The sequence below is a fragment of the Achromobacter aegrifaciens genome, from assembly GCF_902859735.1.
In the GTDB taxonomy this organism is placed as follows: Bacteria; Pseudomonadota; Gammaproteobacteria; order Burkholderiales; family Burkholderiaceae_B; genus Achromobacter; species Achromobacter aegrifaciens.
In genome coordinates this window covers 468,563-484,194 of record NZ_CADIJY010000003.1, presented here as the reverse complement: position 1 = coordinate 484,194, position 15,632 = coordinate 468,563, and the positions used below count along the sequence as shown (strand labels likewise).

The window sequence follows — 15,632 nt, the reverse complement described above, 5'->3', positions numbered from 1 at the left end:
AATACCCCGTCAGCCCTTCAGGCGATCGAGTTCGTCAACGTTGATCGTGTTCAGGTTGCGGAACAGCAGCACCAGGATGGCCAGGCCGATCGCCGCTTCGGCGGCGGCCACGGTCAGGATGAAGAACACGAACACCTGGCCGGCGGTATCGCCGAACCAGCTGGAGAACGCCACGAAGTTCATGTTGACGGCCAGGAGCACGAGCTCGATGGACATCAGGAGAATGATCAGGTTGCGGCGGTTCAGGAAGATGCCGAAGATCCCGATGGCGAACAGGATCGCCCCGAGGATCAGGTAGTGGGCCAGCGTCAGCGTCATTTTTGTTCTCCTTGGGGCGCGGCGGCGGTCGGGGTGCCGTTCTGCGCCTGGGCACGCTCGCTCTGGGCGGGCATGCTCACCATGCGGTAACGGTCCTTCGAGCGCACGCGGACGGCGGCCACCGGGTCGTTGTACTTCACGTCGCGGCGGCGGCGCAGGGTCAGCGCGATGGCGGCGACCATGCCGACCAGCAGCAGCGCGGCGCCCACTTCAATGGCGTAGATGTACTGGGTGTACATGGCCTCGCCCAGCGCGCGGGCGTTGTTGTAGTCGCCGGCAACCGGGGCTTGCGGGCCCGCGCCGTACCAGGTCGAACCCAGCACGAAGGCCATTTCGACCACCATCACCAGGCCGATGACCAGGCCCAGCGGCAGGTAGGTCTTCATGCCCTGGCGCAGGGCATCCATGCGGATGTCCAGCATCATCACGACGAAGAGGAAAAGCACCATCACGGCGCCCACGTACACCAGCACCAGCAGCAGCGCCAGGAACTCGGCGCCAAGCAGCATCCACAGCATGGCCGCGTTGACGAAGGCCAGGATCAGGTGCAGGACGGCGGTGACCGGGCTGCGCGCGGTGATCACGCGGAACGCCGCGATCACCAGCACGGCGGCCAGTATGTAAAACAGGACAGTGGTAAAAGTCATGGATCAGGTCCTGGGCTTCAACGATAGGGAGCGTCTTCGGCCCGGCGGCGGGCGATGTCGGCTTCGTAGCGGTCGCCCACGGCGAGCAGCATGTCTTTGGTGAAATACAGGTCGCCGCGCTTTTCACCGTGGTATTCGTGGATGTGCGTTTCCACGATGGAGTCCACGGGGCAGCTTTCCTCACAGAAGCCGCAGAAAATGCACTTGGTCAGGTCGATGTCGTAACGCGTGGTGCGGCGGGTGCCGTCATCGCGCTGGTCCGACTCGATGGTGATCGCCAGCGCGGGGCACACGGCTTCGCACAGCTTGCACGCGATGCAGCGCTCTTCCCCGTTGGGGTAGCGGCGCAGCGCATGCAGGCCGCGGAAACGCGGCGACGCAGGCGTCTTTTCCTGGGGGTAGCGCAAGGTGACCTTGCGCTTGAAGAAATACTTGCCCGTCAGGCGCATGCCCTTGAGCAATTCGGTCAGCATCAGACTGCCGAAGAAATCCTTGATCGCTTCCATATCCTGCCTCTGCCTGGCGGCTTAGCGCCAAATGTTCCAGGGCGTCTGCATCCAGATCGCCACCACGACCAGCCAAACGCCGGTCAGCGGGATGAAGATTTTCCAACCCAAGCGCATGATCTGGTCATAGCGGTAACGCGGGAACGACGCGCGGAACCACACGAACAACGAGACCACGACGAACGTCTTGAGACCCAGCCAGATCCAACCCGGAATCCAGGTCAGCGGCGCGATGTCGATCGGGGAAGCCCAGCCGCCCAGGAACATGATCGAGGCCATGCAGGACAGCAGGATCATGTTGGCGTATTCGCCCAGGAAGAACAGCGCGAACGCCATGCCCGAGTATTCGACCATGTGGCCGGCCACGATTTCCGATTCGCCTTCGACCACGTCGAACGGGTGGCGGTTGGTTTCGGCCACGGCCGAAATCACGTAGATCACGAACAACGGCAAGAGCGGCAGCCAGTTCCAGGACAGGAACGTCAGGCCCTTGTCGGCAAACCAGCCGCGGTTCTGCACGTGCACGATCTCGGACATGTTCAGGCTGCCGGACACCAGCAGCACCGTCACCAGCACGAAGCCGATGGCCAGTTCGTAGGACAGCATCTGCGCGGAAGCGCGCAGCGCGCCCAGGAAGGCGTATTTGGAGTTCGACGCCCAACCCGCGACGATCACGCCATACACGCCCACGGACGTGATGGCCATGATGTACAGCAGGCCGGCGTTGACGTTGGCCAGGACCACGTCGGGACCGAACGGCACCACCGCCCAGGCCGCCAGGGCCGGCATCAGCGTGACCACCGGGGCCACGATGAACAGCACCTTGTTGGCCTGCGACGGAACCACCACTTCCTTGGTCAGCAGCTTGAACACGTCGGCGAACGGCTGCAGCAGCCCCTTGAAGCCGACGCGGTTCGGGCCCATGCGCACGTGCATGGCGCCGATCATCTTGCGTTCCCAGTAGGTCAGGTACGCCACGCACAGAATGATGGGCACGGCGATGACCACAATCTTGACGAGGGTCCAGAGGACCATCCAGACCGTCGGGCCCAGCAATGCCGTACCCTGGCTCTCAAGAACATTAAGCCATTCCATCAGGCACGCTCCACGCTGATTTGACCGAATGCGCCACCCAGGGCTGCGGTGTTTTCAAAGGCTGCGGAGATGCGCACGGCGCGGTCGGCCACGGCATCGTCCTGCACGGTTTCGAGTTCGACGGCGCCCTGCCCGCTCGACACGCGCACCTTGACGCCGGCCGTCAGGCCCAGGCTGGTGAGCGTGCGGCCGTTCATGGCGGCAGCCGGCTTCTTCGAGGCCGGGGCCGCTTGCAGCGGCTCCGAGCGGCGAACCATCGCGTCGGTGCGGTAGATCGGCACGTCGGCGACGCGCTCCAGGCCGCTGGCGGCCTGGCCCAGGCCCAGCGGGGCCTTGATCTCGTTGGACAGGCGGCCTTCGATGCCGCCAGCCAGCACGGCGTCGCGCACGGACTCGGAAGTCTCGTCGTCAAAGCCAGCCAGATGCAGGACGTTGCCCAGCACGCGCAGGACCTTCCAGCCCGGACGGGTCTGGCCGAACGGCGTGACCGTGCCCTTGAAGCTCTGGGCCAGGCCTTGCGCGTTGACGTAGGTGCCCGAGGTTTCGGTGAACGGCGACACCGGCAGCATGACGTCGGCCCATTCGGCGGCGGCCGAACGGTAAGGCGTCAGGGCCACGGCGAACTGCGCGCCGCGCAGCGCGGCGATGGCTTGCTGGCCGTTGTCGGCATCCAGCAGCGGCTCGGCGTGCAGGACCACGTAGGCCTTCAGCGGCTCGGCCAGCATGGCGGCTGCGTTCTTGCCGCCCTTGCCCGGAATGGCGCCGGCCAGGTAACCGCCGACGGTGTTGCCGCCGGAGGTCAGGAAACCGAACTTGCCGCCGGCCAACTCAGCCACGGCGCGGCCGTTGGCGGCCAGGGTCGAGGCCTGGGCGCTGGCCACTGCCAGGTTGCCCATCAGCACGGCGGTGTTGGCGCCGGAAGCCAGGCTGGCAGCGATGAGCTTGGCGTTTTCGCCGGGCGTGACCGAGGCGAACTCGGCCGGCACGGCCTGTTCCTTGGCCTGGGCCAAGGCGACTGCCACTTCGGCCAGCGCGCGCGCCAGCTCGGACGGGGCCACGGTGATACGGGCAGCCACGGGCATCAGGGGATCGTCGGCAGCGCTGTCGACCATCAGGATCTGCGTGCCGCGCTTGGCAGCTTGGCGCAGACGCTGCGCCATCAGCGGATGATCCTTGCGCAGGAAGGAACCGACCACCAGGACGCGATCCAGGTTGTCGAGTTCGGCGATGGGCATGCCCAGCCACGGCGCGCCGGTCAGGGCGGCGTCGAAGGCGGCATCGGTCTGGCGCAGGCGGAAGTCGATGTTTTCGGAACCCAGCGCGCGGACCAGGCGGCCCAGCAGCGCGTATTCCTCGGTGGTGGCGTATTCGGACGCCAGGGCGCCGATCTGGCCGGCGCCGAAGCTGTCGCGCACGCGGGACAGGCCCTGGGCCACGGCGGCTAGCGCGTCGCTCCAGGAGGCTTCCTGCCACTTGCCGTCGGTGCCCTTGATCATCGGGGCCGACAGGCGGTCTTCGCTGTTCAGGCCTTCATACGAGAAGCGGTCGCGGTCGCTGATCCAGCACTCGTTGACGGCTTCGTCTTCGAACGGAACCACGCGCATGACGCGGTCGCCCTTGACTTGGACCACCAGGTTGGCGCCCAGGCTGTCGTGCGGGCTGACCGAACGGCGGCGAGCCAGTTCCCAGGTGCGCGCGCTGTAGCGGAAGGGCTTGGAGGTCAGCGCGCCCACCGGACAGATGTCGATCATGTTGCCCGACAGTTCGGACTCGATCGAGCGGCCGACGAAGGTCGTGATCTCGGAGTGTTCGCCACGGCCCAGCATGCCCAGTTCCATGACGCCGGCGATTTCCTGGCCGAAGCGCACACAGCGGGTGCAGTGGATGCAGCGGCTCATTTCCTCGGCGGAAACCAGCGGGCCCAGGTCCTTGTGGAAGACCACGCGCTTTTCTTCCTGGTAACGCGAGGAAGAACCGCCGTAGCCCACGGCCAGGTCCTGCAGCTGGCATTCGCCGCCCTGATCGCAGATCGGGCAGTCGAGCGGGTGATTGATGAGCAAGAATTCCATCACCGACTTCTGAGCGGCGCGAGCCTTCTCGGAGCAGGTGTGGACGACCATGCCGTTGGTCACGGGCGTGGCGCAGGCGGGCAGCGCCTTGGGCGCCTTTTCCACTTCAACCAGGCACATGCGGCAGTTGGCCGCGATGGACAGTTTCTTGTGGTAGCAGAAATGCGGCACGTAAAGCCCGACTTTCTGGGCGGCATGCATGACCATGCTGCCTTCGGGCACTTCGACCTTGTTGCCGTCGACGGTTAGTTCAACCATTGCTGTTCCTGAGACCTACAGATATTGCGGGACCACACAAGACTTGTGCTCGATGTGGTGCGCGAATTCGTCGCGAAAATGCTTGAGAAAGCCACGGACGGGCATGGCGGCGGCGTCACCCAGGGCGCAGATGGTGCGGCCCATGATGTTGCCCGCCACGTTGTCCAGCAAGTCCAGATCTTCCGGACGGCCGTGACCGTTTTCGATGCGATGCACCATGCGGTAGAGCCAGCCGGTGCCTTCGCGGCACGGCGTGCACTGGCCGCAGCTTTCTTCGAAATAGAAGTACGACAGGCGCAGGAGCGACTTCACCATGCAACGCGTTTCGTCCATGACGATCACGGCGCCCGAGCCCAGCATCGAGCCGGCCTTGGCGATGGAGTCATAGTCCATCGTGCATTCCATGATGATGTCGGCCGGCAGCACCGGCGCGCTCGAACCGCCGGGAATCACGGCCTTCAGCTTCTTGCCGCCGCGCATGCCGCCCGCCAGCTCCAGGAGCTTCGAGAACGGAGTGCCCAGCGGGATCTCGTAGTTGCCGGGACGCTCGACGTCGCCGGTGATCGAGAACAGCTTGGTGCCGCCGTTGTTCGGCTTGCCGACTTCGAGGTAGGCCTGGCCGCCGTTGCGGATGATCCAGGGCACCGCCGCGAACGTCTCGGTGTTGTTGATGGTGGTGGGCTTGCCGTACAGGCCGAAGCTGGCCGGGAACGGCGGCTTGAAGCGCGGCTGGCCCTTCTTGCCTTCCAGCGATTCCAGCAGCGCGGTTTCTTCGCCACAGATGTAGGCGCCGTAGCCATGGAACGCGTGCAGCTGGAAGCTGAAATCCGAACCCAGCAGCTTGTCGCCCAGGAAGCCGGCGGCGCGCGCCTCTTCCAGCGCTTCTTCGAAACGCTCGTAGACTTCGAAGATTTCGCCGTGGATGTAGTTGTAGCCGACGCTGATGCCCATGGCGTAGGCCGCGATCGCCATGCCTTCAATCACGATGTGCGGATTGAAGCGCAGGATATCGCGGTCCTTGAACGTGCCAGGCTCGCCTTCGTCGGAGTTGCAGACCAGGTACTTCTGGCCCGGGAAGGCGCGCGGCATGAAGCTCCATTTCAGGCCAGTCGGGAAGCCCGCGCCGCCGCGGCCGCGCAGGCCGGAGGCTTTGACCTCGGCGATCACGTCTTCCGGCTTCATGCCGGTGGTCAGGATCTTCTTCAGGGCTTCGTAGCCGCCGCGCTTGACGTAGTCGGCCAGGCGCCAGTTGGCGCCGTCGACGTCAGCCAGGATCTGCGGCTGGATGTGCCGGCCATGCAGGCACATCGAATTGGAAACGTCGTTCAGCGGGTTGGGGTCCAGCCCCTGCGCGAACTGTTTGTACAGGTCGGGCGCGTTCATGCCGACTCTCCTTGCACCTTGAGGGCCGCGACCAGCGCGTCCAGCTTCTCTTCGGTCATGCGCACGCACATATGCTTGTTGTTCACGATCAGCACGGGCGAGTCACCGCAAGCGCCCATGCACTCGCCTTCCACCAGCGTGAACTGGCCGTCGGGAGTGGTGCCGCGGTAATCGACGCCCAGCTTGCGCTTGAGGTAGTCGCCGGCGCGTTCGCCGTCGCGCAAGGCACAGGGCAGGTTCGTGCAGACGGCGATCTTGTTCTTGCCGACGGGCTTGACGTCGAACATGTTGTAGAAGGTGGCGACTTCCTGGACCGCGATGGGCGGAACGCCAATGTAGTTGGCCACATCTTCAATGATTTCGGTAGCCAACCAGCCCTTCTCTTCTTGCGCGATGGCAAGCGAGGCCATGATGGCGGACTGCCGCTGGTCGCCCGGGAACTTCGCGAGTTCTCGGTCGATTTTCTGGTAGGCCTGTTCGGAAAGCAGCATAGTTTGAATCCGGGTTATGCGGGCGTGCTCGTGACTGTCTGGGCGGATCAGCGATCGATCTCGCCGAAAACGATGTCCTGCGTGCCAATGATGGTGACGGCGTCGGCAATCATGTGACCGCGCGACATTTCATCCAGCGATTGCAGGTGGACGAAGCCGGGGGCCCGAATCTTCAGGCGGTAAGGCTTGTTGGCGCCGTCGGACACCATATAGATGCCGAATTCGCCCTTGGGGTGTTCCACCGAGGCGTACGCTTCACCGGGAGGCACGTGGAAACCTTCAGTGAAGAGCTTGAAGTGATGGATCAGCTCTTCCATGTTGGTCTTCATGGCGGTGCGCTTGGGCGGGGCGATCTTGTGGTTCTCGATCATGACCGGGCCCGGGTTGTTGCGCAGCCATTCCACGCACTGGCGGATGATGCGGTTGCTCTCACGCATTTCGGCGATACGGACCAGATAGCGGTCATAGCAGTCGCCATTGACACCCACGGGGATGTCGAAATCGAGCAGGTCGTAGACTTCGTAGGGCTGCATCTTGCGCAGGTCCCAGGCCACGCCGGAACCGCGCAGCATCGGGCCGGTGAAACCCAGCGCCTTTGCGCGGTCGGGGTCGACCACGCCGATGCCCACCAGACGCTGCTTCCAGATGCGGTTGTCGGTCAGCAGAGTTTCGTACTCGTCGACGCAAGCCGGGAAGCGGTTGGTGAAGTCTTCGATGAAATCCAGCAGCGAACCCGAACGCGCGTCGTTCATGGCGCGCACTTCCTTGTCGCCGCGGTACTTGCTGGTGTCGCCGTATTGCGGCATCGAGTCCGGCAGGTCGCGGTAGACGCCGCCCGGACGGTAGTAGGCCGCGTGCATGCGCGCGCCCGAAACCGCTTCGTAGCAGTCCATCAGGTCTTCGCGTTCACGGAAGGCGTACAGGAACACCGCCATGGCGCCCACGTCCAGCGCGTGCGAACCCAGCGACATCAGGTGGTTCAGCAGACGGGTGATCTCGTCGAACATCACGCGGATGTACTGCGCGCGCAGCGGCGCTTCGACGCCCAGCAGCTTCTCGATGGCCATGACGTAGGCGTGCTCGTTGCACATCATGGACACGTAGTCCAGGCGGTCCATGTAGGGCAGCGCCTGGATGTAGGTCTTGTGTTCGGCCAGTTTTTCGGTGGCGCGGTGCAGCAGGCCGATGTGCGGGTCGGCGCGCTGGATCACTTCGCCGTCGAGCTCGAGCACCAGGCGCAGCACACCGTGCGCAGCCGGGTGCTGGGGACCGAAGTTGAGCGTGTAGTTCTTGATTTCTGCCATGATTTAACGCCCCAAGCCGTAAGAGTCTTCGCGAACCACGCGCGGAGTGACCTCGCGCGGATCGATCGTGACCGGCTGGTAAATGACGCGCCGCTGTTCCGGGTCGTAGCGCATTTCGACGGTGCCGGACAGCGGGAAGTCCTTGCGGAAGGGATGGCCGATGAAGCCATAGTCGGTGAGGATGCGGCGCAGGTCCGGGTGGCCTTCGAAGACGATGCCGTACAGGTCGAAGGCTTCGCGTTCGAACCAGCCCACGGCCGGCCAGCATTCCATCAGCGAGGCGACCATCGGGAACTCGTCGTCCTCGGCCCAGGTGCGCACGCGCAGGCGCCAGTTGTTCTCGATCGAGAGCACATGGGCAACCACGGCGAAACGCGAGCGGTGGATCTTGGCGTTGGTTTCCTCGGGCAGTTGGCGCGTGCCGTTGCCCCAGGTCAGGTAGTCGACGCCGCAGAGGTCGATACAGGTTTCAAAGCGCAGGCCGGCTTCGGTGCGCAGCTTGTTGCAGACGGAGAACCACTGCTGCGCGGGTACTTCGAGCGTCAGCTCGCCCAACGCCTCGGTCAGCGCGATATCCGCGCCGAGGGTGGTCTGCAAATTGTTTTTCAGGGTTTCGAGCCTGGTCATCATCTTGTACGCTTAGGTGAACCGATATGCTGGTTTCGCGGGGCCGGCTGCAAAGGCTGCTGCCTGGCGCGGCGGAACTCAGCGCGCAATCGTGTTGGTCAGACGGATCTTGTTCTGCATTTGCAGCAAGCCGTAGACCAGCGCCTCGGCCGTGGGCGGGCAGCCTGGCACGTAGACGTCTACCGGTACGATGCGATCGCAGCCACGGACCACCGAATACGAGTAGTGGTAGTAACCGCCGCCGTTGGCACAGGAGCCCATGGAAACCACCCAACGCGGCTCGGGCATCTGGTCGTAGACCTTGCGCAGCGCCGGCGCCATCTTGTTGCACAGCGTGCCGGCCACGATCATCAGATCGGACTGGCGCGGGCTGGGGCGGAAGATGATGCCGAATTGGTCCAGGTCGTAGCGGGCCGCGCCCGCGTGCATCATCTCAACCGCGCAACAGGCCAGACCGAAGGTCATGGGCCACATGGAGCCGGTCTTCGCCCAATTAAGGAACTTGTCGGCGCTGGTTGTGATGAACCCTTGCTTGAGAATGCCGTCTATAGCCATATTCGTCTCTGATAGCGTGCTGTGAAAAAACCCGGCGGGTTATTCCCAGTCCAGCGCGCCCTTTTTCCATTCGTAGATGAAGCCGACCGTCAGCACGGCCAGGAAAACCATGACCGTCCAGAAACCGACGAGACCGACCGTGCCCTGGGCGATGGCCCACGGGAACAGAAAGGCGATTTCCAGGTCGAAAAGAATGAACAGGATCGCCACCAGGTAGTAGCGCACGTCAAACTTCATGCGGGCGTCTTCGAAGGCCTCGAAACCGCATTCGTACGGCGAGAGCTTCTCGGCGTAAGGACGCCGCGGACCAAGGAGGGAGCCGGCCGTTAGAAGCGCGAACCCGATAAGGGTGGCCACTACGATAAACAGCAGGACGGGAAAATACTGTTGCAGGTTCATTCAGGCGTCCGTCAAATGCGCAAACCTTAGGATTGTAGCATTCGCGCGGTTACTTCTGGCTGAACTCTGTAGCTCGAACAGCAGGCGAAAGACAGCATTCCTTAAATGGAACAATGGCTGCTTTCAGCACCGGTACGCAAGCATACAGCAGCCTGCCGATGCACGCACAAACACACGCAAAAACACAGGCGCAAAAACGAAAAAAACCACCCCGAAGGGTGGTTTTATACAAACGGGCCGAAGCCCGTTTGTGCACTTTAAATCCAGGCAGGACTTGCGCCCTGCTTTGGATTAGAAGCGGTGACGGATACCGACGCCGACGGCGGTCGACTTGACGTCTTCGATGAAGGCGTAGTTCTTGGCGTACGAACCGTAAGCGTACAGGTTGGTGCGCTTGGACAGGTCGTAGGTGTAGCCCAGCGAGAAGACGTTCATCGTCTCAGCACCGTTGATACGGTCGTTGCTGGGGTCAACCATTTGCCACGAACCGAACAGCTTGCTTGCGCCGCCGATCGGGGCGGACAGGCCGACCATGTACGAGTTGGCCTTGAAGCCGTCAGCAAAGATGTTGGTGCCGATGCTCAGGGAGCCCGAACCGGTGTTCACGCCTTGGCCAGCGAACCAGCCGTCGGTCGTGCGAGCGTAGGCCAAGGCCAGCTTCACGACTTCGAAGTCGTACGAACCGCCGATGGCGTACATACGCGGGGTCGCGTCTTGATCAGCAAACACCGACTTGTTCGAAGCGTTCAGCTGGTCGTACGTGAGGGCCACGTTCAGGGGGCCGTTCACGTAACGCAGACCGGTCGTGATGGCGCGGGTGTTGTCAGCCGTGCGCCAGCCGGTTTGATCAGCGTTGTTGTCGTCAGCGTTGAACGAGTAGCCAACGCCGAACTGGAAGCCGCTGAACGACGGGGTCTGATACATGACCATGTTGTCGTAGCGTTGCGTGTTGGCAGCGCTCATCGAAACGCCGATGTTGGCTTGACCGAAGCCAGCGCCGAACGGATCGATCGAGCCGAAGTACTTCGACGCGATGTTGGTTTGACGACCGAAGTCCAGTTGACCCCAGCTGTCGCTGGCCAGACCGATGGTGGCTTGACGACCGAACAGGCGGCCACCTTGGGCCGACTTGCCGTTACCCGAATCAAAGCCGGATTCCAGTTGGAAAACAGCGCGCAGGCCGTCACCCAGGTCTTCCGAACCACGCAGACCCCAGCGCGAACCGTTCTGGACGCCGTTGATCATGCCGAAACGGCTGCCGTTCATGGCATCGGGACCACCGCTGATCTTGTTGTAGCCGATACCCGTGTCGATGATACCGTACAGGGTGACAGACGTTTCTGCCTGGGCGACACCGGCAAAACCGGCGAGCAGGGCGGCAGCGAGCAGAGTCTTTTTCATTTAAGAAATCTCCGTTGATTTGAGTGACAAGAGCAGCAATCCAGCAAACCAGCCTGCCGCCCCCCTAACTCCGCGAAGGGAAGTTGACGCTATTGCATCAAAAATCAGGGGGGCTGGCTATGGTCGGCGCCAGAAAAGTGCAGGTTTACGACAGGCTTGTTGGGATATTGCAACAACTCAGCGAAGCCTGGCCGGACACGCTAGGGCTTACCCTTAGTTTTTAGGCCAAGCACCTATTCATGCGACTTTCAGCCCTGCCCCTAATTATCCGGATGCTCCGGATACCATCCTCGCCATCAAATACAGCTCCCTTCCGAGCCCTGTTTCCGCGTCGCCGCGGCCTCCAACCAGCCATCGGAATCGCACCTTCGCCATAAGGCCCCCACAGCAGGAATGCGCCGACTCGTCCACTATCAATAACGTTGTTATTTATAAAAATCGCCGATATGATCGAATCGTCGTCTCACCATTCAGCCATATGCCTACGCCCACCTCCCGCGCCGACCGTTCCGAAAGACTGAATGCGTTGCGCCGCCAGCTGGTTCTGGACGCCGCCCAGCGCGTGTTCGAGCGCGACGGCCTGGAGAAGACCACGATCCGCGCGATCGCCAAGGAGGCCGGCTGCACCACCGGCGCCATCTATCCGTGGTTCGCCGGCAAGGAAACCATTTATGGCGCACTGCTGGAGGAATCGCTGGAACGCCTGCATGCGCATCTGGCCGAGGCGGCCTCCAGCGGGCCGGCGCCGGCCGCGGCGCGCACTGCGATCCATGCGTTCTTCGGGTACTACGCAGAGCGGCGGACCGACTTTTCGCTGGGCATGTACCTGTTCCAGGGGCTGGGGCCGCGCGGCCTGGGCCGGGAAATGGACGAACGGCTCAACGCCCGCCTGCGCCAGTGCATAGATCTGCTGGGCGTGTCGCTGGCCCGGACCAAGTCCTGGGAGGCCGCGACCGTCGCCGTCGAACAGATGAATCTCTTCACCTATTTGATGGGGTTGCTGCTGTTGCTGCACACCCGCCGCCTGAAATCCCTGGGCCAGCAAGCGGAAACGCTGCTGGACAACTACTGCCTCGCCCTGGAGCAACGATGACCGCAACCGACCTGGACACCCCGGCCGACGCCCCGCTGATCAGCCTGGCCGACTTCCATATATTGCTGGCCGACCAACATCCGTTTTCCATGCTGTTGGGCATAGACGTAATACGCATCGGCCGCGGCACGGCGCGCGCGGTGCTGCCGGCGCGCGACGCCCACCAGCGGCTGGGCGGCATCGTTGCCGGCCCCATGCTGATGGGCCTGGCCGACCTGACCATGTACGCGGCGGTGGTGGGCGCCACCGGACAGGCGCACGCTGTGACTGCCAGCCTGACGATCAATTTCCTGCGCAAGAGCCCCGCGGGCGCCATCTATGCCGACGCCCGGTTGCTGAAAGTGGGCCGGCTGTCCGCCGGGGAAGTCATCCTGACCGGCGAGGGTTCGGACGAACCTCTTGCCCATATCGTGAGCACGTGGTCCGTGCCCAAGCCATGAGCATGCGCGTGAGCATCGTCGGCATGGGCAGGATCGGCACGCAGGCCGCACAGCGCCTCCTGGCGGCCGAGCCGGACATCGCGCTGACCCTCTACGACATCGAGCCCGGGCGTTGCGAAGACTTCCGCGGCAGCGCGACGCTGGCCACCTCCGCGCGGGAAGCGCTGGAAGAATCCGACACCATCGTGCTGGCCCTGCCACGCGAACGCGAGATCGACCGCACGCTGGAGCGTTTCAGCGACGGCAACGTGACGGCGCCGGTGGCAGGCAAGCTGATCGTGGATCTGGAGCCGCCTTGCGCCGAACGCGCGCGCAGCCTGGACCAGGCCATCGTCGCGGCGGGCGGCCGCTACACCTGCGCGCCCCTGGCCGCGGCGGTGGACGCTCCGCTCGCCGAGACGCGCTTACTGAACGCGCTGGCCCGCGGCGCATGAGGGCCGCAGGCGCTGCGCCGCCGCCACGCACAACGCCAACCAGGCCAGGCTGACCGCGAAGCCCGCCAGCACGTCGCTGGCGAAATGGACCTGCAGCAGGATGCGGCTGAGTCCGATCGCCATGATGAGCGCCGCCAGCAGCGCAATGCCGGGCAGGCGCCAGGCAGGCGGCGCCAGACGCCACAACAGATAGCAGGCCATGCCGTAGACGGCCATCGCGGCAGAGGAGTGGCCGCTGGGAAAGCTCCATCCCGCCACGCTGGCGTAGCCATGATCGTGCTCTGGCCGCACCCGTTCGAAGGCGTGCTTGAGCAGCCAGTTGAGCGCGCCGCCCACGCCCGTGGCGACGGCGCAAACCAGGGCCAGCCGCCATTCTCCGCGCCACAACAGGAACAGCGTCATCAGCACGCTGACCCCGGTCAGGAATTTCCGGTCGCCCAGGTAGGTGAACCAGGACAGCAGCCACAGCAACGGCGTGGACATGGACATGCTCAGGGAATTGGCCAGGGCCCGGTCGAACGCCACTACTCTCCCCTCGCTTTCTATCGCGAAAGCCAGGACCAGGAAGAGTACGAGCGCGGCGCACGTACCCGTCATGAAGAGGGCGTCGCGGCGACGGCCGCGCAGACTCAGGCCGCAGCGCGCAAACACGAGCGCCACCCCGCCGGCCAGCAACGGCAGCGCGATGAACAACTGCAAGGCATGGGCCGCGGCCCATGCCGCGTACGCGTCCGTCATGAATAAGAGCCCGCCACGATGAAACTCCCGATCCTTCTCAATTACAGCGCGACCAAGGTCCTGTCTACCGGTGCAAAAGCATGCGCCCCGGCGGCGTAGTCCCAACGCTCGATATGGCACTCGCCTGCCCCCTCGCAGATGATGACATTGACCGAATTGGGCACATTGCCGCGCACGCGGCGCGAGCAGGTGGTTCCAGCCTGGACGACCCAGCCGCCGGAAGGCGCCGCCGGGTTCGCGGGCAGCACATAGGGCAGATGGATATGCCCCCCCAGAATCAGGTCCACGCCCGCCTGCGTCCAGGCTTCGAGAGCCCGTTCGCGCCCGTTCAGCAGATTGGACAGGTCCGACTCGACCTTGGCGCGCACGGGATGGTGCGCCACCACGACGCGCAACTGCCCGGGCCTGGCCTGGCGCAGCCTCTCGGCGACCCGGGCGATCTGCGCGCCGGATATCTCGCCATCCTTGCGGCGGCGCGGGCGTGTCGTGTTGACGCCGATGGCGAGCAGGCCGGCGTTCTCGAACACGGGTTCGAGCACTGGCCCCAAAGCCCGCTTGTAGTTGCCGTAAGGATTGAGCGCGCGCGCAAACACGTTGAACAGCGGAATGTCGTGATTGCCCGGCACGGTCAGCACCGGCAGCGACAGGCGCTCGATGAACCTGCGGGCGGCGGCGAACTGGCCGCGCCGCGCGCGTTGCGTGATGTCACCGCTAAGAACCACCAGGTCAGGCGCAAGCGTGCAGGCCAGGTCCAGCGCGGCTTCGACCACGGGTTTGCGTTCCGTGCCGAAGTGGGTATCGGAAAAATGCAGGATACGGGTCATGAACGGTCCAGATATTGCGAGTCCGCCGGCACCACCAGCGGCAGCCGTTCGTCGGCCACTTTGAATTCCAGCGGCGTATCCATCCAGGAGATTTCGCCGTCCATCGCCACCTTGACGCGGCGACGCCCGCGCACGGCCACCGTCAGACGGTCGAAGGCGAAACTCACCACATGCTCGGCTTCGCCCAGGCGGCTGAACAAGCCGCGCAACAGCAGGCCATAGAGCGCCAAGGTGCCGACCGGCCGCGCCGCCATGGCGATCAGGCGGTTCTGATCCAGCTCAGCCGATTCGATGCCGATGTGCTCCAGCTGGAGCTTGTTGTTGCCCACCACCAGGGTGGGCGAGCGCAGATTGCGGGCCTGCCCGCCATGATCCAGCAGCAGGCTCAACTGGCGTGGCGCGCGCAGCAGGGTGACCAGGCCGGACCACAGCGCCACCATCCGGCTGCGGCCATACTTCTGTTTATAGGCTTCGCGGTCCTCGAGCAATTGCGGATACAGACCCAGGCTGGCATTGACCAGGAACAGCCGGCCGTTGAGCATGCCGACCTGCACCGGCCTGGGCTGGCCTTGCAGAAAGCCGCGCAAAGCCACCTCGGTATCTTGCGAAATGCCGTAGCTGCGCCCGAAGTAATTGAACGTGCCCTGGGGCAGGATGCCGAACGGCACTCCTTTGCCAAGCACCACACCCGCGACCGCATTGAGCGTGCCATCGCCGCCTGCCGCGATGACCACGCCCTGCTGTTCCTGCGCGCGCGTGACCGCGGCCTCGGCCGTGGCGGTCAGGCGCGACGGATCCTGCACGGGCATCAATTCGTAACGGCGCCCGGCCTCGTCGAGTATGCGACGGATCGTGTCTTGGAGGATCTGCGCGTCGCCGCGTCCCGATCCGGTATTGAGGACGATGAAGAGGGGTTCTTGTCCCGTCAGGGAATGGGCCGCTGTTGCCGGTTTATGCTGGGTTGGCGTCATGCGACAAACATACCCCATGCCGGCAAAGCGCCGCAACAAGGCTGGCGGCGGACGCGCCAGGCGCGCCCGCCGCCTCCGT

Annotated in this window: 18 protein-coding genes; 3 read left to right on the top strand and 15 right to left on the bottom strand. The window is 64.0% G+C overall.

The genetic code is table 11. The features are described 5' to 3' along the window. Positions 1–9: 9 nt before the first annotated feature. The 12 genes from nuoK to HV766_RS12200 all read right to left on the bottom strand — a co-directional run bounded on the left by nuoK (position 10) and on the right by HV766_RS12200 (position 11,053). The gene (gene nuoK, locus HV766_RS12255) at positions 10–318 is read right to left on the bottom strand and encodes an NADH-quinone oxidoreductase subunit NuoK (RefSeq protein WP_006217969.1); all 309 of its coding nucleotides are present in this window, start codon (positions 316–318) and stop codon (positions 10–12) included. Next, the gene (locus HV766_RS12250) at positions 315–965 is read right to left on the bottom strand and encodes an NADH-quinone oxidoreductase subunit J (protein WP_054450491.1); all 651 of its coding nucleotides are present in this window, start codon (positions 963–965) and stop codon (positions 315–317) included. The genes nuoK and HV766_RS12250 overlap by 4 nt, the downstream gene beginning before the upstream one ends. A gap of 17 nt (positions 966–982) precedes the next feature. After that, positions 983–1,471: an NADH-quinone oxidoreductase subunit NuoI gene (gene nuoI, locus HV766_RS12245; protein WP_008161196.1), complete on the bottom strand. Its 489-nt coding sequence runs from the start codon at positions 1,469–1,471 to the stop codon at positions 983–985. Between the two features lie 21 nt (positions 1,472–1,492). Further along, the gene (gene nuoH / locus HV766_RS12240; RefSeq protein ID WP_054450490.1) at positions 1,493–2,566 is read right to left on the bottom strand and encodes an NADH-quinone oxidoreductase subunit NuoH; all 1,074 of its coding nucleotides are present in this window, start codon (positions 2,564–2,566) and stop codon (positions 1,493–1,495) included. After that, on the bottom strand, positions 2,566–4,893 hold the full coding sequence (gene nuoG, locus HV766_RS12235) for an NADH-quinone oxidoreductase subunit NuoG (protein ID WP_054450489.1): 2,328 nt from the start codon (positions 4,891–4,893) through the stop codon (positions 2,566–2,568). Before nuoG ends, nuoH begins: the two co-directional genes overlap by 1 nt. 15 nt (positions 4,894–4,908) lie before the next feature. Beyond that, on the bottom strand, positions 4,909–6,276 hold the full coding sequence (nuoF, locus tag HV766_RS12230; protein ID WP_054450485.1) for an NADH-quinone oxidoreductase subunit NuoF: 1,368 nt from the start codon (positions 6,274–6,276) through the stop codon (positions 4,909–4,911). Continuing rightward, positions 6,273–6,767: an NADH-quinone oxidoreductase subunit NuoE gene (nuoE, locus tag HV766_RS12225; RefSeq protein ID WP_054450483.1), complete on the bottom strand. Its 495-nt coding sequence runs from the start codon at positions 6,765–6,767 to the stop codon at positions 6,273–6,275. The genes nuoF and nuoE overlap by 4 nt, the downstream gene beginning before the upstream one ends. A gap of 47 nt (positions 6,768–6,814) precedes the next feature. Beyond that, positions 6,815–8,071: an NADH-quinone oxidoreductase subunit D gene (locus HV766_RS12220; RefSeq protein WP_054450482.1), complete on the bottom strand. Its 1,257-nt coding sequence runs from the start codon at positions 8,069–8,071 to the stop codon at positions 6,815–6,817. A gap of 3 nt (positions 8,072–8,074) precedes the next feature. Continuing rightward, complete coding sequence (locus tag HV766_RS12215) at positions 8,075–8,701, bottom strand: NADH-quinone oxidoreductase subunit C (RefSeq protein WP_054450481.1); 627 nt, start codon at positions 8,699–8,701, stop codon at positions 8,075–8,077. 75 nt (positions 8,702–8,776) lie between these two features. Beyond that, the gene (locus HV766_RS12210; protein WP_006217960.1) at positions 8,777–9,253 is read right to left on the bottom strand and encodes a NuoB/complex I 20 kDa subunit family protein; all 477 of its coding nucleotides are present in this window, start codon (positions 9,251–9,253) and stop codon (positions 8,777–8,779) included. Between the two features lie 39 nt (positions 9,254–9,292). After that, positions 9,293–9,652 carry an NADH-quinone oxidoreductase subunit A gene (locus HV766_RS12205; RefSeq protein ID WP_006217959.1) on the bottom strand — a complete coding sequence of 120 codons (360 nt, stop codon included), beginning with the start codon at positions 9,650–9,652 and terminating at the stop codon, positions 9,293–9,295. A gap of 291 nt (positions 9,653–9,943) precedes the next feature. Then, the gene (locus HV766_RS12200; protein WP_125472577.1) at positions 9,944–11,053 is read right to left on the bottom strand and encodes a porin; all 1,110 of its coding nucleotides are present in this window, start codon (positions 11,051–11,053) and stop codon (positions 9,944–9,946) included. Between the two features lie 478 nt (positions 11,054–11,531). Here HV766_RS12200 and HV766_RS12195 point away from each other — a divergent pair, with 478 nt between their 5' ends. From HV766_RS12195 to HV766_RS12185, 3 genes are read left to right on the top strand one after another with little or no spacing between them, the layout of a single operon-like run. Next, positions 11,532–12,146: a TetR/AcrR family transcriptional regulator gene (locus tag HV766_RS12195; protein WP_175181223.1), complete on the top strand. Its 615-nt coding sequence runs from the start codon at positions 11,532–11,534 to the stop codon at positions 12,144–12,146. After that, positions 12,143–12,586, top strand: coding sequence for a PaaI family thioesterase (locus HV766_RS12190; RefSeq protein WP_054450477.1), 444 nt, complete (start codon positions 12,143–12,145; stop codon positions 12,584–12,586). Before HV766_RS12195 ends, HV766_RS12190 begins: the two co-directional genes overlap by 4 nt. Then, positions 12,583–13,020 (top strand): NAD(P)-binding domain-containing protein, encoded by a 438-nt coding sequence (locus HV766_RS12185; protein ID WP_054450475.1) that lies wholly within the window; start codon positions 12,583–12,585, stop codon positions 13,018–13,020. Before HV766_RS12190 ends, HV766_RS12185 begins: the two co-directional genes overlap by 4 nt. Here HV766_RS12185 and HV766_RS12180 read toward each other — a convergent pair. Genes HV766_RS12180 through HV766_RS12170 form a run of 3 tightly spaced genes read right to left on the bottom strand, consistent with a single transcriptional unit; the run spans position 12,991 to position 15,553 of the window. Continuing rightward, positions 12,991–13,758 (bottom strand): phosphatase PAP2 family protein, encoded by a 768-nt coding sequence (locus HV766_RS12180; RefSeq protein WP_054450473.1) that lies wholly within the window; start codon positions 13,756–13,758, stop codon positions 12,991–12,993. The two genes, HV766_RS12185 and HV766_RS12180, sit on opposite strands and share 30 nt — an antisense overlap. Positions 13,759–13,799: 41 nt before the next feature. Further along, positions 13,800–14,582, bottom strand: a complete 783-nt coding sequence (locus HV766_RS12175; protein ID WP_175181222.1) for a metallophosphoesterase family protein — start codon at positions 14,580–14,582, stop codon at positions 13,800–13,802. Continuing rightward, positions 14,579–15,553: a diacylglycerol/lipid kinase family protein gene (locus HV766_RS12170; protein ID WP_054450469.1), complete on the bottom strand. Its 975-nt coding sequence runs from the start codon at positions 15,551–15,553 to the stop codon at positions 14,579–14,581. The genes HV766_RS12175 and HV766_RS12170 overlap by 4 nt, the downstream gene beginning before the upstream one ends. Positions 15,554–15,632 lie beyond the last annotated feature (79 nt).